21 protein-coding genes, 1 pseudogene and 3 CRISPR repeat arrays are annotated in these 24347 nt (G+C 37.9%); of the genes and pseudogenes, 5 read left to right on the top strand and 17 right to left on the bottom strand.

Features of this window, described 5'->3' with window-relative positions; translation table 11 throughout:
* Positions 1-89 precede the first annotated feature (89 nt).
* The 3 genes from D8805_RS01615 (at position 90) to zwf (ending at position 3915) form a co-directional block, all read left to right on the top strand.
* Entirely contained in the window at positions 90-1538 is a 1449-nt protein-coding gene (locus D8805_RS01615) for an amino acid ABC transporter substrate-binding protein/permease (RefSeq protein ID WP_125415204.1), read from the top strand.
* The gene (locus D8805_RS01610) at positions 1538-2278 is read left to right on the top strand and encodes an amino acid ABC transporter ATP-binding protein (RefSeq protein ID WP_001096337.1); all 741 of its coding nucleotides are present in this window, start codon (positions 1538-1540) and stop codon (positions 2276-2278) included. Before D8805_RS01615 ends, D8805_RS01610 begins: the two co-directional genes overlap by 1 nt.
* A 149-nt stretch (positions 2279-2427) precedes the next feature.
* Positions 2428-3915, top strand: coding sequence for a glucose-6-phosphate dehydrogenase (gene zwf / locus D8805_RS01605; protein WP_125415203.1), 1488 nt, complete (start codon positions 2428-2430; stop codon positions 3913-3915).
* 44 nt (positions 3916-3959) lie between these two features.
* Here zwf and ftsY read toward each other — a convergent pair whose 3' ends face one another.
* The 12 genes from ftsY to cas6 all read right to left on the bottom strand — a co-directional run bounded on the left by ftsY (position 3960) and on the right by cas6 (position 18516).
* Positions 3960-5270 (bottom strand): signal recognition particle-docking protein FtsY, encoded by a 1311-nt coding sequence (ftsY, locus tag D8805_RS01600; protein WP_125415202.1) that lies wholly within the window; start codon positions 5268-5270, stop codon positions 3960-3962.
* A gap of 3 nt (positions 5271-5273) precedes the next feature.
* On the bottom strand, positions 5274-6092 hold the full coding sequence (locus tag D8805_RS01595) for a Cof-type HAD-IIB family hydrolase (RefSeq protein WP_125415201.1): 819 nt from the start codon (positions 6090-6092) through the stop codon (positions 5274-5276).
* Entirely contained in the window at positions 6092-6883 is a 792-nt protein-coding gene (locus D8805_RS01590) for a Cof-type HAD-IIB family hydrolase (RefSeq protein WP_125415200.1), read from the bottom strand. Before D8805_RS01590 ends, D8805_RS01595 begins: the two co-directional genes overlap by 1 nt.
* A 367-nt stretch (positions 6884-7250) precedes the next feature.
* A CRISPR array of direct repeats spans positions 7251-7947; the repeat unit is 25 nt; unit sequence GTCTCAATTCCTTATAGGTAAGGTA.
* A gap of 175 nt (positions 7948-8122) precedes the next feature.
* The gene (locus D8805_RS01585; protein ID WP_125415199.1) at positions 8123-9619 is read right to left on the bottom strand and encodes a hypothetical protein; all 1497 of its coding nucleotides are present in this window, start codon (positions 9617-9619) and stop codon (positions 8123-8125) included.
* 88 nt (positions 9620-9707) lie between these two features.
* Positions 9708-10619: a CRISPR direct-repeat array (repeat unit 25 nt; unit sequence GTCTCAATTCCTTATAGGTAAGGTA).
* Positions 10620-10718: 99 nt separating this feature from the next.
* Positions 10719-11272: a CRISPR direct-repeat array (repeat unit 25 nt; unit sequence GTCTCAATTCCTTATAGGTAAGGTA).
* A gap of 114 nt (positions 11273-11386) precedes the next feature.
* Positions 11387-11572, bottom strand: a complete 186-nt coding sequence (locus D8805_RS01580; RefSeq protein WP_125415198.1) for a hypothetical protein — start codon at positions 11570-11572, stop codon at positions 11387-11389.
* Between the two features lie 47 nt (positions 11573-11619).
* The gene (gene cmr6 / locus D8805_RS01575) at positions 11620-12432 is read right to left on the bottom strand and encodes a type III-B CRISPR module RAMP protein Cmr6 (protein WP_125415197.1); all 813 of its coding nucleotides are present in this window, start codon (positions 12430-12432) and stop codon (positions 11620-11622) included.
* A 2-nt stretch (positions 12433-12434) separates the two neighbouring features.
* Complete coding sequence (locus D8805_RS01570; protein WP_223326720.1) at positions 12435-12869, bottom strand: hypothetical protein; 435 nt, start codon at positions 12867-12869, stop codon at positions 12435-12437.
* Complete coding sequence (locus D8805_RS01565; protein WP_125415195.1) at positions 12850-13566, bottom strand: RAMP superfamily CRISPR-associated protein; 717 nt, start codon at positions 13564-13566, stop codon at positions 12850-12852. Before D8805_RS01565 ends, D8805_RS01570 begins: the two co-directional genes overlap by 20 nt.
* 3 nt (positions 13567-13569) lie before the next feature.
* Positions 13570-14853 carry a hypothetical protein gene (locus D8805_RS01560; protein ID WP_125415194.1) on the bottom strand — a complete coding sequence of 428 codons (1284 nt, stop codon included), beginning with the start codon at positions 14851-14853 and terminating at the stop codon, positions 13570-13572.
* Positions 14853-16490: a type III-B CRISPR-associated protein Cas10/Cmr2 gene (cas10, locus tag D8805_RS01555; RefSeq protein WP_125415193.1), complete on the bottom strand. Its 1638-nt coding sequence runs from the start codon at positions 16488-16490 to the stop codon at positions 14853-14855. Before cas10 ends, D8805_RS01560 begins: the two co-directional genes overlap by 1 nt.
* Positions 16491-16506: 16 nt before the next feature.
* Entirely contained in the window at positions 16507-17778 is a 1272-nt protein-coding gene (locus D8805_RS01550) for a hypothetical protein (RefSeq protein WP_125415192.1), read from the bottom strand.
* 9 nt (positions 17779-17787) lie between these two features.
* Positions 17788-18516 (bottom strand): CRISPR-associated endoribonuclease Cas6, encoded by a 729-nt coding sequence (cas6, locus tag D8805_RS01545; protein ID WP_125415191.1) that lies wholly within the window; start codon positions 18514-18516, stop codon positions 17788-17790.
* A gap of 972 nt (positions 18517-19488) precedes the next feature.
* Here cas6 and D8805_RS01540 point away from each other — a divergent pair.
* Positions 19489-19887: pseudogene (locus tag D8805_RS01540) on the top strand (site-specific integrase); the annotation flags it as partial.
* Positions 19888-19958: 71 nt separating this feature from the next.
* Positions 19959-20258: a YbaB/EbfC family nucleoid-associated protein gene (locus D8805_RS01535; RefSeq protein ID WP_125415190.1), complete on the top strand. Its 300-nt coding sequence runs from the start codon at positions 19959-19961 to the stop codon at positions 20256-20258.
* Positions 20259-20305: 47 nt separating this feature from the next.
* Here D8805_RS01535 and D8805_RS01530 read toward each other — a convergent pair whose 3' ends face one another.
* The 5 genes from D8805_RS01530 to macP all read right to left on the bottom strand — a co-directional run bounded on the left by D8805_RS01530 (position 20306) and on the right by macP (position 24339).
* Positions 20306-22069 (bottom strand): glycerophosphoryl diester phosphodiesterase membrane domain-containing protein, encoded by a 1764-nt coding sequence (locus D8805_RS01530; RefSeq protein WP_125415189.1) that lies wholly within the window; start codon positions 22067-22069, stop codon positions 20306-20308.
* An 8-nt stretch (positions 22070-22077) separates the two neighbouring features.
* Positions 22078-22668 carry a 3'-5' exonuclease gene (locus tag D8805_RS01525; RefSeq protein WP_125415188.1) on the bottom strand — a complete coding sequence of 197 codons (591 nt, stop codon included), beginning with the start codon at positions 22666-22668 and terminating at the stop codon, positions 22078-22080.
* An 81-nt stretch (positions 22669-22749) separates the two neighbouring features.
* Complete coding sequence (gene rocS, locus D8805_RS01520) at positions 22750-23244, bottom strand: chromosome segregation protein RocS (protein ID WP_000021248.1); 495 nt, start codon at positions 23242-23244, stop codon at positions 22750-22752.
* Between the two features lie 75 nt (positions 23245-23319).
* Entirely contained in the window at positions 23320-24012 is a 693-nt protein-coding gene (locus D8805_RS01515; protein ID WP_125415187.1) for a 5'-methylthioadenosine/adenosylhomocysteine nucleosidase, read from the bottom strand.
* 15 nt (positions 24013-24027) lie between these two features.
* Positions 24028-24339 (bottom strand): cell wall synthase accessory phosphoprotein MacP, encoded by a 312-nt coding sequence (macP, locus tag D8805_RS01510; RefSeq protein ID WP_125415186.1) that lies wholly within the window; start codon positions 24337-24339, stop codon positions 24028-24030.
* Positions 24340-24347 lie beyond the last annotated feature (8 nt).

Below are 24347 nucleotides of genomic sequence, written 5' to 3'. Positions count from 1 at the left end.
GTCACATCTTCTTACATGAAAATCATTAAAATTTGCCTTCTGGCTTTTTTTCTGTTATAATTAAAAAATATTCAGAAAGGAGACTAAAAATGAAGAAAAAAATCCTAGCATGTTTGCTTATTTTATTTCCCATTTTCTCACTAGGAATAGCAAAAGCTGACACTGTTAAATCAAAGTATATTATTGCCAGCGACTCATCTTTCGCCCCATTCGTCTTTCAAAATTCAAGCAATCAATACACCGGTATTGATATGGACCTCATCAAGGCCATTGCCAAAGACCAAGGTTTTGAAATTGAAATAACCAACCCAGGTTTTGACGCCGCGATCAGTGCTGTTCAGGCTGGACAAGCTGATGGTATTATTGCTGGTATGTCTGTTACGGATGCTCGTAAGGAAACCTTCGACTTCTCAGAATCATACTACACAGCAAATACGATTCTCGGTGTGAAAGAATCAAGTACCATTGCTTCTTATGGAGACCTCAAGGATAAAACTGTCGGTGTTAAAAACGGGACTGCTTCTCAAACGTTTCTTACTGAAAATCAAAGTAAATACGGCTATAAGATTAAAACTTTTTCAGATGGTTCATCTATGTATGACAGTCTCAACACTGGAGCTATCGATGCCGTGATGGATGATGAGCCCGTTCTCAAATATTCTATCAGCCAAGGGCAAAAATTGAAAACACCAATCCCTGGAACGCCAATCGGTGAAACTGCCTTTGCGGTAAAAAAAGGAACAAACCCAGAATTGATCCAGATGTTCAATAATGGACTTGCAAATCTTAAAGCTAACGGAGAATTCCAAAAGATTCTTGACAAGTATCTAGCTAGTGGAGCAACAACTACTTCTACAAGTACAGTTGACGAAACTACTATCTGGGGCTTGCTCCAAAACAACTACAAACAACTCCTTAGCGGGCTTGGAATCACTCTTGCTCTAGCGCTTATTTCATTTGCTATTGCTATTGTCATCGGTATTATCTTCGGTATGTTTAGCGTTAGCCCATACAAATCTCTTCGTCTGATCTCTGAGATTTTCGTTGACGTTATTCGCGGTATCCCATTGATGATTCTTGCTGCCTTCATCTTCTGGGGGATTCCAAACTTCATCGAGTCGATTACAGGCCAACAAAGTCCAATCAATGACTTTGTAGCTGGTACTATTGCCCTCTCACTCAATGCGGCAGCTTATATCGCTGAAATCGTGCGTGGTGGGATTCAAGCTGTTCCAGTTGGGCAAATGGAAGCCAGCCGCAGTCTTGGTATCTCTTATGGAAAAACCATGCGTAAGATTATCTTGCCACAAGCAACTAAATTAATGTTGCCAAACTTCGTCAACCAATTCGTTATCGCTCTTAAAGATACAACCATCGTGTCTGCTATCGGTCTGGTGGAACTTTTCCAAACTGGTAAGATCATCATCGCCCGTAACTACCAAAGTTTCAAGATGTATGCAATCCTTGCTATCTTCTATCTTGTAATTATCACGCTTTTGACTAGACTAGCGAAACGCTTAGAAAAGAGGATTCGTTAATGGCAAAACTAAAAATTGATGTAAATGATTTGCATAAGTATTATGGAAAAAATGAAGTTTTAAAAGGCATTACAACCAAATTCTATGAAGGAGATGTTGTCTGTATCATCGGTCCTTCTGGTTCTGGTAAATCCACTTTCCTTCGCAGCCTTAACCTTCTTGAGGAGGTAACGAGTGGCCACATCACAGTGAATGGTTATGATTTGACTGAAAAGTCAACCAATGTCGACCATGTTCGTGAGAACGTGGGAATGGTCTTCCAACACTTCAACCTCTTTCCTCATATGTCCGTCTTAGAGAATATCACTTTTGCTCCTATTGAACACAAACGAATGACCAAAGAAGAAGCTGAAAAATTGGGGATGGAGTTGCTTGAAAAGGTTGGACTAGCAGATAAAGCTAATGCCAATCCAGATAGTCTTTCAGGTGGTCAGAAACAGCGTGTAGCTATTGCTCGTGGACTTGCCATGAATCCTGATATCATGCTCTTTGATGAGCCAACTTCCGCTCTTGACCCTGAAATGGTTGGAGATGTACTGAATGTTATGAAGGAATTGGCGGAACAAGGCATGACCATGATTATCGTAACCCATGAGATGGGATTTGCTCGTCAGGTAGCCAACCGTGTTATCTTTACGGCTGATGGTGAATTCCTGGAAGATGGAACACCTGATCAAATCTTTGATAATCCACAACACCCTCGTCTAAAAGAGTTTTTGGACAAGGTCTTAAACGTATAAGTCGAAACTGTAAGGTTTTCCTTACAGTTTTTTTATTGCGTATTGGATTTTTTGATTTTTTTGAAAATTATGATAAAATAAAAACTATGATAATGAGGAAATCTCATCCCTAGTCCGACTAGGAAAAAATATAGAAATTAGGTAGCTAGATGTCATCAAAGGTTATTGTTACAATTTTCGGTGCGAGTGGAGATTTAGCTAAACGCAAACTCTACCCTTCCCTTTTCAGACTCTATAAATCAGGCAATCTCTCTGAGCATTTTGCTGTTATCGGAACAGCTCGTAGACCTTGGAGTAAAGAATATTTCGAATCTGTTGTTGTTGAGTCCATCCTTGATTTGGCAGATAGTACCGAGCAAGCCCAAGAGTTTGCAAGTCATTTCTACTATCAAAGTCATGATGTTAATGATACAGAGCACTACATTGCTTTACGTCAATTGCAGGCTGAACTAAATGACAAGTATCAAGCTGAACACAACAAGCTCTTCTTCTTGTCTATGGCTCCTCAATTCTTTGGTACCATTGCCAAACACCTCAAGTCTGAAAACATCGTTGACGGCAAAGGCTTTGAGCGCTTGATTGTTGAGAAACCTTTTGGTACAGACTATGAAACTGCAAGCAAGCTGAATGAAGATCTTCTAGCAACATTTGATGAAGAACAGATCTACCGTATCGACCACTACTTGGGGAAAGAGATGATTCAAAGTATCTTTGCGGTTCGTTTTGCCAATATGATCTTTGAAAATGTTTGGAACCGCGAGCACATTGATAATGTGCAGATTACCTTTGCTGAGCGCTTGGGTGTTGAGGAACGTGGTGGCTACTATGATGAATCTGGTGCCCTTCGTGATATGGTGCAAAACCATACTCTCCAACTCCTCTCTCTTCTAGCCATGGACAAGCCTGCAAGCTTCACAAAGGATGATATTCGCGCAGAGAAAATCAAGGTCTTTAAAAACCTCTATCACCCTTCAGATGAAGAACTAAAAGAACACTTTATTCGAGGTCAATACCGTTCAGGTAAAGTTGATGGCATGAAATACATTTCCTATCGTAGCGAGCCAAACGTTAACCCTGAGTCTACAACAGAAACCTTTGCCTCTGGTGCCTTCTTTGTAGATAGCGACCGTTTCCGTGGTGTTCCCTTCTTCTTCCGTACTGGTAAACGTCTGACTGAAAAAGGAACTCATGTCAATATCGTCTTTAAGCAAATGGACTCAATCTTCGGCGAGCCTTTGGCGCCAAATATCTTGACCATCTATATCCAACCAACTGAAGGATTCTCTCTTAGCCTCAATGGTAAGCAAGTCGGGGAAGAATTTAACCTGGCACCAAGCTCTCTGGATTACCGTACAGATGCTACTGCTACTGGAGCCTCACCAGACCCATACGAGAAATTAATCTACGATGTTTTGAACAACAACTCAACCAATTTTAGCCACTGGGATGAGGTAAGTGCTTCGTGGAAATTGATTGACCGTATCGAAAAGCTCTGGGATGAAAACGGAGCACCACTCTACGATTATAAAGCTGGAAGCATGGGGCCACAAGCTAGCTTTGACTTACTTGAGAAGTATGGAGCTAAATGGACCTGGCAACCAGATATCGCCTATCGTGAAGATGGCCGTTTAGAATAGCAAAAATATCCTGCAAGTCAATCTTGCAGGATATTTATTTTGTATTAAATCAAGCCTTCTAAGAGACCCTTCATAAAGTTTTCTGAGTTAAATTCCCCAATATCATCGATTTTTTCACCGAAACCGATCAATTTTACAGGGATATTGAGTTCTTCTCGAATTGCCAGTACAACACCACCTCGGGCAGTACCGTCAATTTTTGTCAAAACAATTCCTGTCAATGGTGTTATCTTAGAAAATTCCTTGGCTTGTACCAGGGCATTCTGTCCAGTTGATGCATCGAGTGCCAGGAAGGTTTCATGTGGTGCCTCTGGAACGACACGCTTGATAATACGACCAATCTTTTCCAACTCAGCCATGAGGTTGTCCTTGTTTTGCAGACGCCCTGCTGTATCAATCATGAGAATATCAATTCCTTCTGCTACAGCACGTTCCATCCCATCAAAGACCACACTAGCTGGATCAGCCTTTTCAGGCCCAGTCACAACAGGAACATCCACACGTCGACCCCATTCAGCTAGCTGGGCCACAGCACCCGCACGGAAGGTATCTGCCGCAACCAACATGACTTTCTTGCCAGCTTGTTTGTAGCGATGAGCTAATTTCCCGATAGAAGTTGTTTTCCCAACACCATTGACTCCGACAAAGAGCATGACTGTTAAACCATCTTGGAAATGGATTTGTTCATCGTAGTTGCCATCCTTCTCATAGAGCTCGACCAATTTCTCGATAATGACACGACGGAGCGCGTCAGGCTTCTTAGCGTTTTCTAATTTAGCTTCATAGCGTAGTTCTTCTGTTAAGTTTGAAGCGACTTGCACACCGACGTCGCTCATGATGAGCAGTTCTTCCAATTCCTCGAAGAATTCTTCATCGACAGAACGAAAGTTGGCAAAGAAGGCATTCAAACGAGCTCCGAATCCTGTACGGGTTTTCTTGAGACTGCGGTCATATTTTTCCTGAACGGTTTCCTCAACCTGAGGAAGTTCTTCTTCTACTACTTCAGAAGCTAGCTCTTCTTCGAACTCTTCAGTTTCTAAGTTCTCTTCTTCAAGAACTTCTTCTGCCTCTTGGAATTGCTCCAGTTCATCAGCTTCTAGCCCAGGGGCCTCTTGGTTTGTTTGCTCGACTGCTTCTGGTTCAATAACTTCTTCTGTCGAGACCTGAGGAAGTTCTTCTTGAGCAGGTGTTTCTTCCACTTTTTCTCTCGATGTCTCTTCCTGAGAAGTTTCTTCGACTGCCGTTTGGTTTTCTTCAACCTCTTCTGACAAATCAAGATTTTCCAGTGCTTCTTTTACAACATCTTCGATTTTCGGCTCTTCTTTTTTCCCGAATAGACGGTCAAATAATCCCATATTCTAATTCTCCTTTAGCACGTATTCTTCGATAGCCCAGGCAACGGCTTCCTCGTCGTTGGTCATAGGGGTAATCACATTGGCAACTGCCTTAACTGCTGGAACTGCATTTTGCATGGCAACTCCCAGACCTGCCCACTCAATCATGGAAAGGTCATTGGCCTCGTCCCCACAAGCCATCACTTGACTTTGATCGATTCCCAAGTGTTTAATTAATTTTGCTAAACCTGTCGCCTTGTGGACGTTTTTAGGGGACCATTCCAATAGCATTTCACGCGATTTGAAGATTTCATATTGGTCAAACAATTCTGGAGAAATCTGTTGAATCGCTGCATCCAAAGGTTCTTGGGCAAAGGCAGTCACACATTTATTATACGTCACCTGACTAGATAGATCTTCAAAAGCGACAGGTACGAAAGTCAGGGCTGGGTTGAACTTAGCATAGAGACTTTCTTGGTCTGACTGGATTTGGTAGACTGTACCTTCTGAAATAGCATCTAACGGAAGTCCGAGTTTTTCAGTTTCCTCGTATAATCGCGCCACATCGTCGATTGAAAAGACTGTTTTATCGAGAATCTCTCCCGTGTTTTTCTGCACCAGACCACCATTAAAGGTGATGGTGTACTCATCCTCCTGACCGTCAGTCCCTAGCTCATGGAGAAAGAAATCCATAGCCTTCAAAGGACGACCCGTTGTCAGTACGACCTTGATGCCACGATCACGCGTAGCCTTGAGGACCGCCTTGGTACGATCTGTCAGCTTTTTATCCGTTGTCAGTAAAGTGCCATCCAAATCCAATGCAATCAATTTAATATCTGCCATTATAAGCCCTCCATATAAGCCATCACTGACTGGTCCTTATGGTGGCCAATCACTGTCTCTGCTAATTCTAAAATCTCTGGTCGCGCGTTTTCTGGAGCGATTGGGTGACCGACAACCTGCATCATGTGAAGATCATTGAGATTATCGCCAAACGCCATGACCTGATCCATGGTTAGACCCAGTTTTTTAGCCAGCTCAACAATAGCCACACCCTTATCAACGTAGTCCAAGACAATATCGATGGATTCAAAACCTGTTGTCATGGCTTTCACACCAGAAACGTTTTCATTAACCCATGCCTCTCCAGCTTCTATCGTTTCTTCAGTAAAGTTAGTAGTGAATTTAAAAATCTCATCTGTGATATCTTCCAAACTCGCTACTTTTTGAATGTTTTCATTGTAGTGACGGCTAAACATCAGATAAGTCTCATCCACAGTGTTCAATACATAACAAGCTTTTTTCCCAGTCAGCAGCATTTTTCTTTCATCAAAATAGGGTGATTTCTTTAAAGCTTCAAAAGTGCTCAAGTAAAAATCCCGAGACATAGTAGCCTCGTACATATCCTCTCCATGAAACTCAACATAGCTCCCATTTTCAGCTATAAAAATCACTTCATCACGCACATCCGCAAATAGCTTTTTCAGGGACAGAATACCACGACCTGAAGCCACTGCAAAATAAATCCCCTTTTCCTTGTAGGAAACAAGTAAGTTTTTAAGGCGTTCCATATCAAACCGACCCTCTCCATCTAGAAATGTGCCATCCATATCGGTTGCTACAAGTTTAATCATAAAATCCTTCATACTCCAATTGATAAATCTATCCTCTATTATACCATAGATAAACTGAAAAAGGACTAGTACAGTAGGGGGGCTACTGGATAGTAGGTCTTTTCGATAAATGAAATAGAAAATAATGTTTTTAATTTAACTCAATAGACCAATAAATATTCGTAACACTATCATGAAATAACAAAAAACTGATCAGCCATCTAACTTAAACTCTATACTATCGTAGTTGAAACACAGAAAAACTCTCCTACTAAGAGAATTTTTCTTGATAATTCTTACAAAACAAAAGGCGAACAAATTCTCATACTTCCCAGCAGACAAGAATTTGCTCGCTTTTTTGGTGCCCTCGGAGATAAACAAAGACAGACAACCAATTCCTTATAGGCAAGGTATTACATCAGACCTTGGGCAACTGAGGTACTTTAAGGAGGAAAGTCTCAATTCCTTATAGGTAAGGTAGAACGCTGAAGAAAAACATCTCGCAAGATTATTCAAAAAATTCCTTAAGAAGCGTCTCAATTCCTTATAGGTAAGGTATAACGAACCATGTAGTGTTGATGAACGCCACTCCTTTTGAAAAGTCGATTGAGTCTCAATTCCTTATAGGTAAGGTAGAACACTCGAAGACTGGGTTTTAGAAACATTCATCAAAGAGCTCAAAAGTCTCAATTCCTTATAGGTAAGGGAGAACTCGTTCAGTGGAAGATAGTAAAGACGTAACATTCGGTCAATGTAAAAAGTCTCAATTCCTTATAGGTAAGGTATAACGAAAAGATGGGTAATGTTGGATATTGATGAACATGGTCTTACTTATCGTAGTGAGTCTCAATTCCTTATAGGTAAAGTATAACAAGAATGCACCAAAGGAGAAGCCTAAAAAAAGTAGTAGGCTTCGTCTCAATTCCTTATAGGTAAGGTAGAGCGCTAATGAATATTTCGAGAGATCGAAATATAAAAAGCTCGAAGGTCTCAATTCCTTATAGGTAAGGTATTACAAATGAGGTAAACACAAATGGCTAGAACAGTAAAAGCGGAAACAGGCTCAATTCCTTATAGGTAAGGTATTACAACAGCATTTTCACTGTTTCTAGATTGATTGTATCAAAAAATAGGTAAGGTATTACAACAGCATTTTCACTGTTTCTAGATTGATTGTATCAAAAAATAGGGCTTTTTTCAAGATTTCAAAACCTTGGCCACGCGTTTGCGATGCACATCGTATGTCAAGATAATATACATTTATTTTCGCTTTTTGAAATAGAAGAAACAAATTGTCGAAAGAAGGAAACAAATTGTCAGAAGAGAAATGAGCAAAGTAAGCCAAGATGAATAGGTCAGACTCAGATCACATATTGTCAAACAATTATCCTGCAGTTCTTTGATATTCGGAATAGCTGCTAAAGCAAGACTTAAAACAGTCAGCATTAATACTCTGCCATTCAATTTATTACTTGATTCTGTCTGGCTGATAGCATGCAGTTCACTGATTTGACTGTCCAGGAGATTGATATGCTTCTCGATATAGAGTGAGGTTTGTAGCAATTCATAGATTTCCACCGCCTGCTCCTGCGGGCACAGCTCTGGAAGCAAAAATTGATTTTTAAAGGTCGTGTAAGCCTTTTGCAGCTTCAGTTTATCCGAAACTCTAGCATTGACCCTATCCCCCGCATCCTTGGAATACTTCAAAATACCAATCCTCTGACTGAGCGTGATCAAAGCCAAGTCCAGATATTCCGACAAAAAGTAACCTTTTAGGAAAAATTCAGGAAAAACAGAACCACTCATAAAAATCATGGAATGCTGGCTGGCCATATAAAGGCTTCCCTCAGCTGACCACCTCGTATAGAGAAGCTTTTCCAGCTCTGCCTTCAGCATATCTCGACTCAGACATGTTGAATCTCCCTTATCAACGTATAAAATACTAAAAAGAAGCTTCATCTTTTCTAAACTTTGATCCGAATCATCAAAATTCGCCCAATTCGCCGTTTTATAAATCAAGTCCTTTACATCAGGAACCATCATGTAGCTCACCACATACATGCGGTCATCAATGATGATCTCCAGATGAGGCTTAGACTCAAACTGCGAGATATCCTCTGGGAATATCGCTTCCTCAGGCAAGCCAAAGAAATCCTGTAAGATTTCTTTCGGAGCCGACATGATCCCATATGAAGAAATTAAGCCAGATGGCTGTGGAGCCTCATCAATTTTTTCGCTCTTAATCAGCTCAATATTATTAGGTGAGACTAAATCACACAGCAATGGAGTCAAAAAAGGAGCATAGAGATGACGACCATACTGGTTGATGTTTTTAATATCTTCCAATTTATCATAGAGACGATTTTCCATTGAGAAAATCAGGAAACCTGCTTCTAAATTTGGTAAATAACGAAGCATGATATAGTCAAGCGTCAGGTCGTAACACTCAAGTTTGTTGATTTGATTATAATAAGAAATCCGATACACATCACCTTTTTCTAAGCCAGTATAAGCATAGTTTGTGACCAGATCAGGATTGCGGAAAATCAGCTCCTCTGCTTCTTTATTAAAATATCGGCGATAAGCGTACTTTAATCGCTCGCTTTTTTCAGCATCATCTAAGTTTAGATAGGGGAGCTCATTGATATCTTGGCTGAGTTTCTTCCACTTAGAAGACTTCGGAAAAGACTCCAGCCCCTTGGCCGCAAAGGGCAAAACAAAGATATGGTGACTAAATACAGATTGACTCTCAGACATAAACAACCTCCGAGTAAGATATCTCCTCATGAAAACACTTCCAATATACCACAAAAAACTTGCTCCCGCAAGTTTTTTTCAGTTGGATAAAACAATTCCTTATAGGTAAGGTAGAACCAAAAGTGTGCTGTGTGTTCGAGTGTGGTGAACTCGAAAAAGTCTCAATTCCTTATAGGTAAGGTAGAACGCAAAAATTTAGTTCATGATAATGATTCATCTGTCTCTAGAACAACGTCTCAATTCCTTATAGGTAAGGTAGAACTATATATATTCATGGATTGCAAATTTGATGACCCTATCGTTATGTCTCAATTCCTTATAGGTAAGGTATTACAAAAAGAAGGATAAAGTAATATTCTACAGACCATAACGTCTCAATTCCTTATAGGTAAGGTATAACGTTTGTTCATTTCAGCAGCAAAAGGTTTTATTAAAAAGACTTAAATGTCTCAATTCCTTATAGGTAAGGTATAACCAGAAGAGCCATCGATTTTAGCAAGAATCCATGATATTCTAATAGGTCTCAATTCCTTATAGGTAAGGTATAACGTACTAAAAAACATAAAAGAACTTAGTGCAATAGAAAAAGAAACAAGGCGTCTCAATTCCTTATAGGTAAGGTATAACTTTGGTATCGCTTTGATCTCTACTGTTGTTCTTGGGGCTGTTGCTAATCTCAATTCCTTATGGATAAGGTATAACAAAATAGGGCCGGTAGAATAATTGGTAATTCAGCGGACTGTAAATAGTCTCAATTCCTTTTAGGTAAGGTATAACGTTAAAGCGCTCTTTAATATGTACCATGTTCTTTCTGAAAAAGAACGTACGTCTCAATTCCTTATAGGTAAGGTATAACAAGAAGCAGGATTGTCACCAAAAGGTGAGTTCTATATGTGGGTTCTGAAGTCTCAATTCCTTATAGGTAAGGTAGAACGAAACGTAGGTCATGAAACGATTAAGCAGAAATTCAGAACAGTCTCAATTCCTTATAGGTAAGGTAGAACCCTATTGTTAAGATTAAAACAACTAAAGATGCAGAAGGTAAGGTAGAACGGTGATAAGTATCATGCTATAAAGATTGACGGTGATTATCATGACACGTCTCAATTCCTTATAGGTAAGGTAGAACCTTTTCCCTGAATTATTCCTATCGTGTGATGGACCAGTCAGAGGGTCGCATGTCTCAATTCCTTATAGGTAAGGTAGAACCGGAGCGAAAATCACTACTGGCGCTAACATCACTCAAAGTGGCAAGTCTCAATTCCTTTTAGGTAAGGTAGAATACTCAACGTAACAAGAATGCACAAGCCTTTGCAGCAGCATTCAACGCGTCTCAATTCCTTATAGGTAAGGTAGAACAAAAACAGCTGGAAGTTGAATACCATAAGGCTTACGTTAAGGAAAAGTCTCAATTCCTTATAGGTAAGGTATAACTATATATATTCATGGATTGCAAATTTGATGACCCTATCGTTATGTCTCAATTCCTTATAGGTAAGGTATAACATGCCAGTACTTTTCGTAACTAAAAAGTGTGCAGCTTGCAATATGTCTCAATTCCTTATAGGTAAGGTATAACATTCTAAGCACTATCAATCCGAATTGTATCGAATTTCATGATGAAATAAGTCTCAATTCCTTATAGGTAAGGTATAACAACAACAGCATTTTCGCTGTTTCTAGATTGATTGTATCAAAAAATAGGGCTTTTTTCAAGATTTCAATGAAAAAGTCGGTCGATCTTTTTTGTCCTAGCGCTCTTGCCAACTAAGATTGAACTCCTGTACGATAGCTGACTTCACTTGTTTTTAAACTCGTTGTAAAGGAACGCTTATATTCAGACTCCTGAATATGGACATGCTCCTCTATACCTTTTCGAGCTACACGACTGGAAATGATAATATCCAATCTAATATCACCATATTTTGCCTCTAATAGCTGCGTGAGTTGCACGAGACCCTCGGATAAGATTTGTAAATACAGTTGTCGATTGAGCTCTACTACTCTAACTGTCCGAAACCAACATTCGTTTTGGCGCCAATGCCTACATCAGTCAAGATGGTTTTAAATAACTCTATTTTTTCTTTAATCGTAATCTGAGGTCCATCCGAAAGCTGACAATCGTTCAGATAAAAGCCAAATTCAAAAGAGATTCCAGGCTTAACTTTCAGACAGTTGATTGGAATAGGATTCTTGATGATGTCACTATGAGGCGTAATGAATTCCAAAGCTAAACACTGCTGCTTCGTATTTTTTTTAGAGGTTGGACAGGGATAAGCATCTAAAAAGACATCATTATCTTCGAAAATATCATCTTTCAAGCCATAAACTTCTTTATCAGAAAGTCCTGGTTTAAGAAGTGACTTAATATACTCCATCTTTTGCTGATTAATATCATCTTTGGTATCTTCTTTCGTAGGAAAGACGCTTCTCAGTACCCCTTTGACAGAGGAGCCAGGTATATAGGGCAGTCCCGTTACATAATCAAATGAAAAGCCAGAATATATAGAACCCTTTGATTTCAAATCATGGGGATTGCCTGTTCCTATCATGAGACCAGGATAAATGGTTTCCAAAGAAAAGGTTTGAACACTTGCTACACCTTTTGAAGCATGTTTCAAATGCTCCAGAGGTGATAGAGAAAGGTCAAATTTAAAATCCTGCAAAGCCATATTTCTCTCACGAAATTGCTCCTCACTAGATTTTGATCCACCTAGTTCATAAACTAAACCTGATGCTCCTTTCTGCTCTTTTAAGCCGTCAAAATATTCATGATAGTAAATATAAGACATGTTTTTTGAATTAAACATCATCCTTACCCTCCATTTTTCTCGTCTTCCTTGACTTTTTTATCCTTTGACTCAATTTCAAACAAGTTTAACCCTAGTTTGATCGCAATGGCTGCATGCAATACATCCTCTTTAATGGCGAAACTCTCATTATCATTTTTGAACGATGTGACATAGTCAAACAAGGTGTCTACCGTAATAGCTACGTTTTCTCCCTTAATAGCTACGTTTTCTCCCTTCAAAACTTCCAAAATCATGACAGGTAGCTTGGTACGATCTTCTTTGGCATTTTTTGATGCAGCCGAATAGTAGGCGACTGCTGCAGGGAGACTTCCCATAGTAACCGCCGCTCCAAAAGAAGCGATATATCCTCGAAACTCATTTGGAATTGGCTCCGAAAGCTCTTTTTTAATCACCTCAACAGCAATAGGAAGCAACTTATTAATTCTGTTCTTGTCCATTATTTGCTCCTTCTTCATTTCCTGAAATCACTTTAATAACCTTGCAAAGTCCATAACCTACGGAAGCATTTGCACCAAACTGGATGATTTTCTCTCTCACCGAATCTGTAAAAATCTCTAAAAGGTTTTCTGATTCACTGGTTGAAGCCACCACTGCAAAATAGAAAATCGATTTGTGGGGCACAACCTCCTCATACCACAAATTAGTTTTTTCTCCGACACTATTCCGAGCAATGACTGGTAAACCATATCTTTCGTAGCAAGAATTATCTGCGTCCAGAGTTATCTTCTCATCTCCACCCTTCATATCTGCTATTGAAACATTTTCTAATTGAAAATTTGCAATCATTTGGTTAAAATCTTCACAGGCTGTTTTCGGAGCATGTATTGAATAAGGCTTATCCCCACCACTTATCGAACGAATTGGTAGGGCTAGTAGATTCGCGCTAAGAAATTTTAATGCGCCTGAAGTAGTACTCCCATTTTCGTCCGAACCAAATATTCCATTAATGTTCGATAATAACTTATTTTCTTCAAAGAAGGCCCTCAAAGCACCTTTAACGCCTGAAGAGTTGATCGTCGGGAATCCCGTCACAACATCTCGCTCCACTTCGTTATCAATGATGTTAAAATTAACATCTCCATTTCCTACATGCAAGTTTGTTAAACATTCAATGACAAAAATTTTTGCTTTCATTTTTTACACCTTACTTCCTTCAATTTTGCAAATAACATTATAGCCTGCTGCTTCTATGCCAGATTTTAACGGAATTTTATCATCACCATAAAAGACACTGCCCGCCTTGTATAGAAGGTGATGGCCTTGCAGACTGAGACCTTTCAGACGATTTTCCTTAAGGTCTGTATGAAGCTGACGAACTAGTTTTTCCTCTAAGATCGCAAAGCCTGTCACATCATTTAAGAGGCACACATCTGAGAGGCAGTAATGCCAGGTTTGCCCTTTTGGAGTATGTTTCTGGAAATGCTTTGTGATTTCACTTTCTAAATTATTCTCATTATTTTCAGATTTTTGAACAGAAACCTTGAAAAGGGTGCCTTTCTGTCCCATAGGAACGATACCATCTTTTAATATGAAATTATCCTTAACCTTTACATAGACAGCAAATTCATAGTCCTTATGTAGCTGATGTACCTCTCGCTTAAATAGACGGTCAGCATCAAAATTTTTGATCAGTTTTTCTAATTCTTCTTGAAAGAGATTTTTTTCCCTTTTGTTGTGCTCGTCTAGTAAATCCATAAAATCATTGATAAACTCAGTTAAACTAAGATTGCTATTACTATCTAAATTAGACCCCCCCTGTTTCATAGCGTCATTCACAAATGACTCACATAAATCTCGAATATTTATCTTCAGGTTCTGCAGATCATTCTGCGTAACACGCCTTACACCAGTCGCTACTTTAGTCCTAAAAATATCTTCAATTGCTTCTAGACAGCCTGTATTAATATTATAATAGCCATTTCCATACCCTTCTTTAGGATTATATTCCTTAGATTTAGGAAGAGAGATCTCACCAAAACTAGTCGATACTTTAATTTCTTCTAGTATCATTGGTGCAAACTGTTCAATCCCCTCTTTCCCCTGCTTGTTGTTAAACGGATTTGGTATGACAATTTCCTCACTATTTTTTAGCAGAAAGATGGGAGAGATTTTTTCTAATTTTCCGAAATGTTGTACACTTCCATTTAGAGAAAAGCTCTTCTCTCCGATTAGAGCTTCGATTTTATTTCGCGTATTCCCATCATACTGAAAATCCTGGTTCAGCTCAATCCCATTACTGACTAAGATAAGATAGCGTATCATCCCAAAGACTGTGGACTGTTCAGGAACGCGATTAGTACGGATAAAATAAGGCGCATACTCATCAGCTGAATAGTTATTTCTACCGGCAAAGCTAAAGCGCCTATCTGAGCCAAAAGAGTAGTCTCCCAGCGGTTTAAAAGTCACAAGATATTCTGTCATCACTTACCTCCCTGCCAAAACTTCACCAAAAATAAAATAGCCTGTAACTCTTTAGTATAGAATTCCCCTATACTTATGTTTCGTTTTGTACAAACCCCATCAACCTTTACTTTCGTATCTGGCTTATATTGATACTCTTTCAAATAGTTGTCATAGAAAAATTTAGCTATTTCGTCAAGATAACTATGATAAGACAACTGGTTTGGATTGTTAAAGTTATTCAAAAACCTCATTTTATATTCTTGAAAATCAAATATATTCTGTGCGGTTTTCTCAAACAACAACTTAAAAATAATTTCTGTATCCTGCAGATTATAAAGGACAGATTCCAGTGCTTGATCGTTCGTAGTTGCTCGATATTTTATCAGATTATCTATGGCCTCCAACTTCTCATTTTCCACCATCAATTGAACGGTTTTTCCGCTGTGTTTTACCAACTCTATCCCCAGACGATTGCCTCCGCTGATTTCACTACCATTCGGACGTTTACCGTAACTTTCTTTAGCCTTATAAAGTTGAACTCTAGCTCTTTCCAGCGCTTCATATAGAGGATATTTTACATACTGAATAGCAGCACCAAAAGACAAGCTAATCTTGACTTCCTCCTTTAACTCCTTAATACTTTTTGACAAAGTATCTATAAATAATATATTTAGTTTCTGACATAGGGCAAAAATAGAATGAACAGGGGCGATAAACAGTAAATCATCCCCCCCAGCATAAATAGTCATCCCGCCATAATCTCCGACAAGCTTAGCCGCTTCACCAGCATAGTCTAAACAGGCCCTCGAAAAACTGTTTATCCTATCAGATTGTTCAGGGATTTCTACATCTTTACATAAAGCTTTCAAAAGAGTTCCGACCTTATCCCCATCCGAATTAACGACTGCATAATATTCGCTTCTGATTGGTGCTATCTCACCACTAGGGGACCTGTCAGAAGAGTTTTCCTCTTTCTTTCGAGATAGAGCTATATCTTCTATTGATTTCAATTCAGAAGCGTGGTCTGAGTAGCTTGTAAGCAACTGGCTATTTAGCTTGGTATCTGTAAATAGCTCACTTCCTTTAATATAGCAATTCCGATTGTCTTTCTTGCCTGCAAAGAATGGAGCAAATAAGTTCATATCTGTTCTTCCCTTACCTGCTGCCATTAGCTCCAGCGCATCCAAAGCATCATTCAGTATAATAGCTATATTGTTTCCATCCTCACCTTCTTTTTCTCTTTTTTCTATAATTCCATTCATGGTTTTTTCATCAAGAATAACAAAATCAATTCTCAGATAGTTGTCAACAAAGTCCCTAATCTCCTTTGTATTAAACTTTCCGAATTTCTCAGTCATTTCCTCTTTCACTTTTGAAATTATTGTTTCAAGTCCTTCCGAAGTTAATGTACTATCATTATCTAAAAATAAAATCCGATCATGGTAACGACCAATACCATCTTCTTGTGGGTTTTGATTACTATTAGAGTCATAAAACGGTGAAAAAATATTGACATTTGGAATCCCAACAAGTTTTTCACAGAGTTTCTTTGTCACCGTTGAGAAAAAATAACTGCCAAACCACAAACCTGCCGGAGAGATCGCCTCTCCAATGGTTTTAAAAATTGGACCGATTGTTATACCTACATATTTCATTTATTCATCTCCCCTGTTATCTAATATCATATGAAATTTGGATGGTATGTGCATAACCTTTGGGTTCCATTTTATTATAATATTGCACAGCAAAGTCTAAAAATTTTAGTAAATCAAACTCCTCTGGAGTTTGTAGGTATATCTCTTCCCTTTTTAATTTTTCATCCAGTTTTCTTATAAATCTCTCATATTCTATTTTTCTCATTTTATTATCTTTTATGGCACTCATCCAGCTTCTAGGAACATTTTTCGATACCTTATATTTAAATTTAAATTTCTTGTTTAAAATATACTTACACCATCTCTGTTTAGGAATAATGTAAACAATATCGTTGATTACTTTAAAAGTTATTGGTGAAGAAAATCGTTCAATATTTGCTTCAATTTTATTTGCTTCATGCATAATGTTAATATTAACAGAAATATCTTTCTCTTCTTTTTTTGTGTTTTTTCTTATATCTGTAAATGATAAATAAGAAGATAGCCCCAGCAGTGCTCGAACATATTTTTCGTTATGTGTCTGCTGATTAAGGTGGTAGGGGATAGTTCCAAAAGGTTTTTCTATTACTTTATCCTTTAAAGCAGCTTTTTCATTTCCAATCATTTTATCATGCATATAATAAAACAAGGCACTTCGAGCATATTCTCCCTGATAGTTATAGCCACTCTTGGTTATTTTATAGAATTTTTCAATATTTTCAAAAATCACTTTTATCTTCTTTGAGAACTTCAAATTTTTAGCTGCTTTCCTAAAATCCATTTTATAAAGAGTCTTTAATCCAAACTCTTCCCTTAGAATTCTTTCAATTTTACTCTGTTCTTCATCAATTACAGTAAAACTACCATACCCTTTTCCTTGAGCAGCCCCAAAATTTGTCACTATAAAAAAGTTTTTGATATGTTCAACTATCAATTTCTGAAGGAGCGGATCAAAACAAGTAATTGTCATTGTAGGATTTGTTTCTACTCTGCGTTTCTCATCTCTGGCAAAATATAATTGGAAGTTGCCTTCGTTATTATTTGTCTGCTTATCATACTTGCCTTCATTTTTACTATACTTGTAAATGACATTAGGACTATTATCAATAAACTTCATTTTATATGGTAAATACTGATTTTTGAAACGGTTTTTCAGACTTGGAACTTTCTTCATCAAGTACCGATCAAATTTTGGCTTGACTTCACTAGCACGCAAAGTAGCTCCTTCTTCTTCCGTCTGGAAATGAATGATTGGCGCATGACATTTTAAGTCAAGCTCTAACTTACAATTCCTAAATTCCATATCCATTTTATCCTCCTATTCTTCAATTACAAACATTCCGAATCCCATCGAATTCTTCTCACCAAGCCCAACTTGATAGAGGAAATCCAACACCTCCGCATCTCCTCTTATCTCAAATTCTCCTTTCCAACCCGTTATGAGATAATCTTTGTATTTGGTAACCAATTTATTTTTTAAAGAAAAATTTATCGGCTCTATATCAAATCTACCTGTCGGTACTTTATGACAATAAGCCTGATATTTCCTCGCAAAATTCTCTATGATTCTGCTATTGAATTCCGTATCAAATGGATTATAATACAATGTTTTTTTAGTCTCAGCATCTGTAGAACGAGCCACCAAGGGAGAAATCATCCGAATCTTATAAGAAGTCTCCGTTAATTTTTTTTGCTCAATTTTTACATTTAAAATTTTCACAAGGTTTCGACCAATTTTTAATTTATCTAGTTCTGACAAGGACTCTGCAATAGTCAATAAAACGGATTGATCAATCGTTCTAATTTCGAACCTCACCTTATCAAGAAACTCTATCCGTTTTCCTTGCATTTTATATTGACCTTGCAACAGTGAAAATGTAAAAAGCTTAAAATGTTTGTCCTCAAACTGATGACCTATCTCATGAAGTTGCGCAGACAAGTCTTCCTTATTTTTCAATAAATTATAAATCATCGATTGAAGAAGATAATTATAGTTTACTGGTAATATAAACTGATCAATTTTTTGCAGTTCAATTAATAATTGCATCCTAGATTCCTCCCTGAATTAATACACATCTTCTTATATTATAGATATTACAAAATTTTGTAACCGCTGTCAAATTATATTGTTACATTTTATCATCTTAAATCAACTGTGAAATCACTGCTTGCTCTTCAAATCAAATAAATAGTGCTACAACTTGTTGACACCAATAATTCAGGATTCAAAAATCTTGCAGTAGATTTAGCTAATACAAAATTAAAATAGACGAGAATAACTTAGCAGTTATTTCAGATTGAAGAAAAAGTCTATTTTGGACAATTTGCTAGTGAGTCATCGTATCCAACATTCAAATGGTGATAAAGACTTTCCACACGGTAATAGCAGTTTTGAATCATTTTATACAACAATCAGCATTGAGCATAAAGGCTTCAAAACTGATACGCATACATTCCCCAATACATAGATATTTTCTATAATTCACGAATAGACTTAGTAAATCGGATTATCCTCATCAGAGTTATTTTGAATAATAAATTGTTTAGTTACCTAAACTTCTTCATTAAAAGGTGACTAGTTTTCCAAAAATGTGTTTGGAATATTGACAAAATGCATGTTTTGTTCTTGTTACAAATGGAAGAATGAACGAACTAGTTTGTAAAGCTTTATATAATTTATAATAATAAAAGAATTGGACGTATTTCAGTAAGTTCTATTGGCGAAAATTTGGCTTTTCAATAGAGTTCAAAAATGATATAATCAATAATGTACTTCAATGATACTATCTCAACCAAAGCTAGTGAGTTAATATTAGCCACGATTTCAGTAAACTGACAGGTGAGAGAATATGTCATAGAAAGCGAGGGAACCTCCACAAGAGTAGAGTTCAAGTAATACGAATCTAAGTATAGACTTCATAGCTTAATCAAGTAATATTTAAACTATCTGTTGATTATCTTTATAAGATTTCTACGTAAGAAAATATTTTAAAAGAGGATAAGCGTGGTACTTTTTATACGTCGAATTTACATTCATAAGGCATTCGTTCAAGAACTAACGCAATGGAAAGAAAAACAAGCTCACCTATTAGTAGAGTTTACGGACAATACAGAAAACTTACAAATCTTTCAAGACAGTCCTTTACAACTGACTGCTCCAATGGTTTCTAATCAAAAGATTAAATTGAAAAAAAGAATACCTGCGTCATTAAAAATGATTCGTAATCACGATTTCCGACACTCACATGCAGCGTTTCTAATTTCAAAAGGACTCAGAAACGGTGAGGGAAAAGATTCTATATTTTTTACACTTATGAAACGACTTGGACACAGTAGCATTAATACAACTATTAACATCTACTCGCACCTATTCCCAACTCAACAAAAAAAAGTTGCCAATGCTTTTGACAACTTCTAGGGCAAAAAATGGCAAAAAAATTTATAAAACAAGGCTCAAAGCCTTGATACGAAAGGAATCTTAAAAATCTTATGATGAACATGCAAAACATGATGCGTCAAGCACAAAAACTTCAAAAACAAATGGAACAAAGCCAAGCAGAACTCGCTGCTATGCAATTTGTTGGAAAATCTGCTCAAGACCTTGTCCAAGCGACCTTAACTGGAGATAAGAAAGTTGTTAGTATTAACTTCAGTCCAGCAGTTGTAGATCCAGAAGACCTAGAAACCTTGTCTGATATGACCGTTCAAGCCATCAACGCTGCTCTAGAACAAATCGACGAAACGACTAAGAAAAAATTAGGTGCTTTCGCTGGAAAATTACCATTCTAATCACCTACAGAAAAAGGAGGAAGGTTCACTTCTCCTTTTTTTCTCTGTTAGAAATTAAAGAACTCCGTAGCTTTTTTCAAAAGGAGATCGGTGTATTCTGGATCTTCCTGAGCTGCTGCTAAAGTCTCCTGTAGCATTTCCATGTCATCTGTAATCATCCCATCAACTGACAGCTGCAGCGATTTATCAAGTGCGTCAGAGCTATTGATGGTCCACACGTAAAGCTTTTGTTCTGTATACCAAAGTTTCGTGACAAAATATTCATCCAATGTTGAATACTCCATGGTATAGCCAGTTGCCTTGGTTTTTGGGAAAATACTATTATAAGGCAAGATGAAATAAGCTGGAATAGTCGAATCATATTTCAAAACTTGGTCAATCACATGATAGTCTAGTGATTGCATCTGATGACCATACTGCTTGATAATCGTTCCATACTTCTCTAGAAAACGTTCCATCATTTGTGGACTGTCTTTTTTACTGGTTTTGATTTCAATCAACAATCTTTGATGAAGTTCATTCGCGCGATTGAGATAGTCATCAAAACTAGATATTTTGGTTCGATAGCCATTTTCAGAAATATCTAACCCTGTCAACTCCTCCAAAGTCAAGTCTTGAGGTCTGGCATTGATACCTGCTAAGTTCTTAAGATTGGCGTCATGCATCATCACAAACTGACCATCTTTGGTCTCCTGTACATCCATTTCAATCAAATCTGGTTTTAGTTGCGCTGTTTTTTCCAAAGACTGCACAGTGTTTTGTACACCATTTTTATTTGAAACACCCCTATGTGAAATGACTAAAGGTGTATTTGTCACAGGAGCTTCCAGATAGATATAACCTTCCAGCGCAAAAAAGATACTAGCGCAGCCCATAACTCCCCATCTCATCAAATGGTCTTTTTTTCTTCTTGGCATAATCTCCAGTTCCTCACCAGTCAAAAAGGAGACAAACTTAACAAGGAAATAGGTCAAGGCCATATAGTGGATGTTTTTTATCAAGACAAAGTTGATAACTCCAAGAATCAGTGATTCTTTCTGTGTTAAATTGTCAATTACAATCTGTCCTATTAGCAAGGGAGTCAAGAGAAGGAAGAAAAAGAGATAGGTTTTAATAATAATGAGTAGCAAGTTCCAAGCATAAAAGAGAACTTGTTTTTTTGTCTTTTGTAGGCTATATTTTACTCCTTCTCTCACAGTTCTCTTTTCAAAGAGAATCTTCGGAAGGGCAAACATGAGTCGGACAGACACATAGAGCAAAATCCAAGCAGAGGCAAAAATCATCAAGCCCACTAGCCAGTACTTGTCTTCCAGATAAGTCACAATAAAGTCTGGAATGACGATTTTATTCAAGTAATAAATTTTTAGAATTTTCCTTATAAAAGGAAAGAGCATGGCCACATAGAAAAAAACAAAGGCCATCTTACAGAAGCTCAAGCGTTTCACAAATAGAAAACTCTGGTGAAATACTTTGCGACTGTACTCAATCAAGGTTCTCTTTTCGTGGTAGAGAAGGTGACGCGCCCCAATAAAGAGGAGGCAAATCTGGAAATAGGCCACCAAAAGATTGATTACAATCAAGACGAGAAAGGCCAGACTGATTAATGGCGAACTCGTGATAATGGCAAAAATATTATTGTAAGAAATAAACAAATAGCCCGTCTGGCTGAGTAAAAGACCAGCAAGAAACGAATTGAGAGGTAACCACAAATACTCCACCATCATGAAAATTAAGAAAAAGAGGAAGAGAACTTTATCTAGGTTGAGGTAAATTTTCCTAAAACCTAGTTTTTTAGGTTTTTCAGGTTTCATAGGCACTCCTAGTCTAGAAATTGAGATAAATCTAACCCGCCAAAGGGATTCATAGATAGATTACTCTGTTCTTCTAACAATAGTTTTCCTTCATCCGACTCCAAAAAGGCTTCATAAACACGCGCCGTCATGCGGGCATCTTCTAAACTATTATGCGATTGACCTTTAAACCCTAAAAAGTTCGCAACAGTTTGCAGTTTGAGATTAGCTATGCCGTGTAGGTCAGAACTACGACGTTCAAAAGCCTCATCATATAGGTCGACCTTGTACTGGTCACGATAGTCCAAGCCATGCTCCAAGAGAATAGGTAAATCACTCTTGGCTGCATTGTAGCCAACGATAGGTGAATTGCCAACAAATGCCTGAAAGTCCTGTAAAACTTGTTCTACTTTTGGCGCATCTTTCAAGGTTTCAGCTGTAATTCCTGTCAAACCATTAATAAAACTCTTTAAAGGCACGCTGGTATGGACATAAGAATCAAAGGCACCTATCTCTTGACCATCTTGAAAACGAACTGCTGATACCTGAATTAAATGGGTAACCCCTTCGTGTTGATTAAATTCTAAGTCAAAGGCGATATAGTCTCTTAATTTTTCCATCTTTTACCTCAATTCCGACTCAATTTAAACTATAAATAAGAAAAGAAGCTATTAGGTTAGTGAATAACCCAAACAGCTTCTTTATTTTCCTCCAAATAGGCGAGCAAAAAAGCCTTTTTTGGTTGCTTGGACTTCTTCTTTTGCTTGGTCCAACTCGAGTTTCAAGGTTTCTTGATCCTTCATGGCTTGAAGAGTTAACTGTTGCTGTTGGTCCAATTGTTTGTCCTTTTCTGCAATCTGGCGGTCTTTGATGCGCATCTGCTCATCTTTTTCTGCCAGTTGCTGGTCCTTGGCCTTGAGTTGCTCGTACAAACGAAGAATTTCAGCGTTTTTCTCATCGACCAAGATTTCCATCAGTTCCCGTTGTTTGACATCATCACTGACTGGTTCATCTTCAAAAATCGTTTTTTTATAGATTTCTTCTAGCTTGATCAAGCCACTTCGAGTAACTACTGTTACACCTTTGTCATTTTTTTTCGTGTCCTCTTCTGGAAGTTCTTTGACACGATTGTTGATTGCCTGACGAGATAGTCCTAAGACCTCTGCAATCTCGCTGACGGTCATTTCAATACTCATAATATCCTCTGAAACTTTTCTAGCTTTTCTTTATTTAAATCTTATCATAAGCTAGATAAACTGTCAAATTTCCGCTTAATCCAAGGCCTTTAAAAAGGCTAGTAAGACTTGGGCAGAACGATGTCCAGCTTCGATAATAAACTCATCAAAAGAGATAGAGGCTTCGTGATTGGCATTGTCACTCATAGCGCGAATGACTAGAAAAGGTAGGTCAAGAGCCTGAGCCGCCTGAGCAATGGCTGCTCCTTCCATTTCAACTGCTAAAACATCTGGAAAGTGGGACTTGATAGTAGCAATCTTATCTTCTCCAGCTATAAAACTGTCCCCTGTAGCAATCAAGCCTAGGTGCCATGTCTGTTCTAACTGAGATAAGTTTTCTTTAATCCTAGCGATAAACTTCTGATCTGACTCAAAGTAAAGAGGTTGACCAGCCATCTGACCATAAGCATAGCCAAAAGCAGTCACATCCACATCATGGTAAGCCAACTTATCCGCAATCACTACATCTCCAACGGCAATCCCTTCTGCAAGTGCACCTGCTGATCCTGTATTAATAATGGCTTCTACTTGGAAATGATCAGCTAACACCGCTACACTCATAGCCGACATGACCTTTCCAATCCCACTCTGAACTAGGACAACTTCTGTATTGCCAATAGTGCCAGTGTAGTAGGTATTTCCCATGACTTGGACTTCTTGATGTTTGTCCAAATTCTGAGTCAAATGTATCAGCTCTTCTGGCATGGCAGCAATGATTCCAATTTTCATTTCATTTCCTTTCAATTACAAGAGTTTCATTGCCAAAACTAGCAAAATCAAAAGTAGGATGACTGCAAACAAGATGCGATTGAGTTTCGAATTAAAAACATTTCTCTTGGTGTTCTCAATACGACGGCTCTTATGAATCGTTGGCTCTACTTCGATTGTAAGTGTATCTTGACTAAAACCATGATCTCTAGAACGTGAATAACCAAAATTTTGTGAAGCTGTTGGTAGGATCTTTGTTTCCTCATCATCTTGAAGAGGTGCTCCTGAGATTTTCTCACCTCGGTTGGCACGTTCAATCATTTCGTCTGTTAATAAAGGTTTTCCCATGGGTTTCT

The sequence above is a fragment of the Streptococcus oralis subsp. dentisani genome (assembly GCF_003944205.1).
GTDB lineage: Bacteria > Bacillota > Bacilli > Lactobacillales > Streptococcaceae > Streptococcus > Streptococcus oralis_BH.
Note: the sequence above shows the minus strand (reverse complement) of the source record. Positions and strands in the feature narration are given on the sequence as shown.

Coding starts and splice junctions, on each gene's coding strand:
- D8805_RS01615 (WP_125415204.1), top strand. CDS start 90: ATGAAGAAAAAAATCCTAGCATGTTTGCTTATTTTATTTCCCATTTTC.
- D8805_RS01610 (WP_001096337.1), top strand. CDS start 1,538: ATGGCAAAACTAAAAATTGATGTAAATGATTTGCATAAGTATTATGGA.
- zwf (WP_125415203.1), top strand. CDS start 2,428: ATGTCATCAAAGGTTATTGTTACAATTTTCGGTGCGAGTGGAGATTTA.
- ftsY (WP_125415202.1), bottom strand. CDS start 5,270: ATGGGATTATTTGACCGTCTATTCGGGAAAAAAGAAGAGCCGAAAATC.
- D8805_RS01595 (WP_125415201.1), bottom strand. CDS start 6,092: ATGGCAGATATTAAATTGATTGCATTGGATTTGGATGGCACTTTACTG.
- D8805_RS01590 (WP_125415200.1), bottom strand. CDS start 6,883: ATGATTAAACTTGTAGCAACCGATATGGATGGCACATTTCTAGATGGA.
- D8805_RS01585 (WP_125415199.1), bottom strand. CDS start 9,619: ATGTCTGAGAGTCAATCTGTATTTAGTCACCATATCTTTGTTTTGCCC.
- cmr6 (WP_125415197.1), bottom strand. CDS start 12,432: ATGATGTTTAATTCAAAAAACATGTCTTATATTTACTATCATGAATAT.
- D8805_RS01570 (WP_223326720.1), bottom strand. CDS start 12,869: ATGGACAAGAACAGAATTAATAAGTTGCTTCCTATTGCTGTTGAGGTG.
- D8805_RS01565 (WP_125415195.1), bottom strand. CDS start 13,566: ATGAAAGCAAAAATTTTTGTCATTGAATGTTTAACAAACTTGCATGTA.
- D8805_RS01560 (WP_125415194.1), bottom strand. CDS start 14,853: ATGACAGAATATCTTGTGACTTTTAAACCGCTGGGAGACTACTCTTTT.
- cas10 (WP_125415193.1), bottom strand. CDS start 16,490: ATGAAATATGTAGGTATAACAATCGGTCCAATTTTTAAAACCATTGGA.
- D8805_RS01550 (WP_125415192.1), bottom strand. CDS start 17,778: ATGGATATGGAATTTAGGAATTGTAAGTTAGAGCTTGACTTAAAATGT.
- cas6 (WP_125415191.1), bottom strand. CDS start 18,516: ATGCAATTATTAATTGAACTGCAAAAAATTGATCAGTTTATATTACCA.
- D8805_RS01535 (WP_125415190.1), top strand. CDS start 19,959: ATGATGAACATGCAAAACATGATGCGTCAAGCACAAAAACTTCAAAAA.
- D8805_RS01530 (WP_125415189.1), bottom strand. CDS start 22,069: ATGAAACCTGAAAAACCTAAAAAACTAGGTTTTAGGAAAATTTACCTC.
- D8805_RS01525 (WP_125415188.1), bottom strand. CDS start 22,668: ATGGAAAAATTAAGAGACTATATCGCCTTTGACTTAGAATTTAATCAA.
- rocS (WP_000021248.1), bottom strand. CDS start 23,244: ATGAGTATTGAAATGACCGTCAGCGAGATTGCAGAGGTCTTAGGACTA.
- D8805_RS01515 (WP_125415187.1), bottom strand. CDS start 24,012: ATGAAAATTGGAATCATTGCTGCCATGCCAGAAGAGCTGATACATTTG.
- macP (WP_125415186.1), bottom strand. CDS start 24,339: ATGGGAAAACCTTTATTAACAGACGAAATGATTGAACGTGCCAACCGA.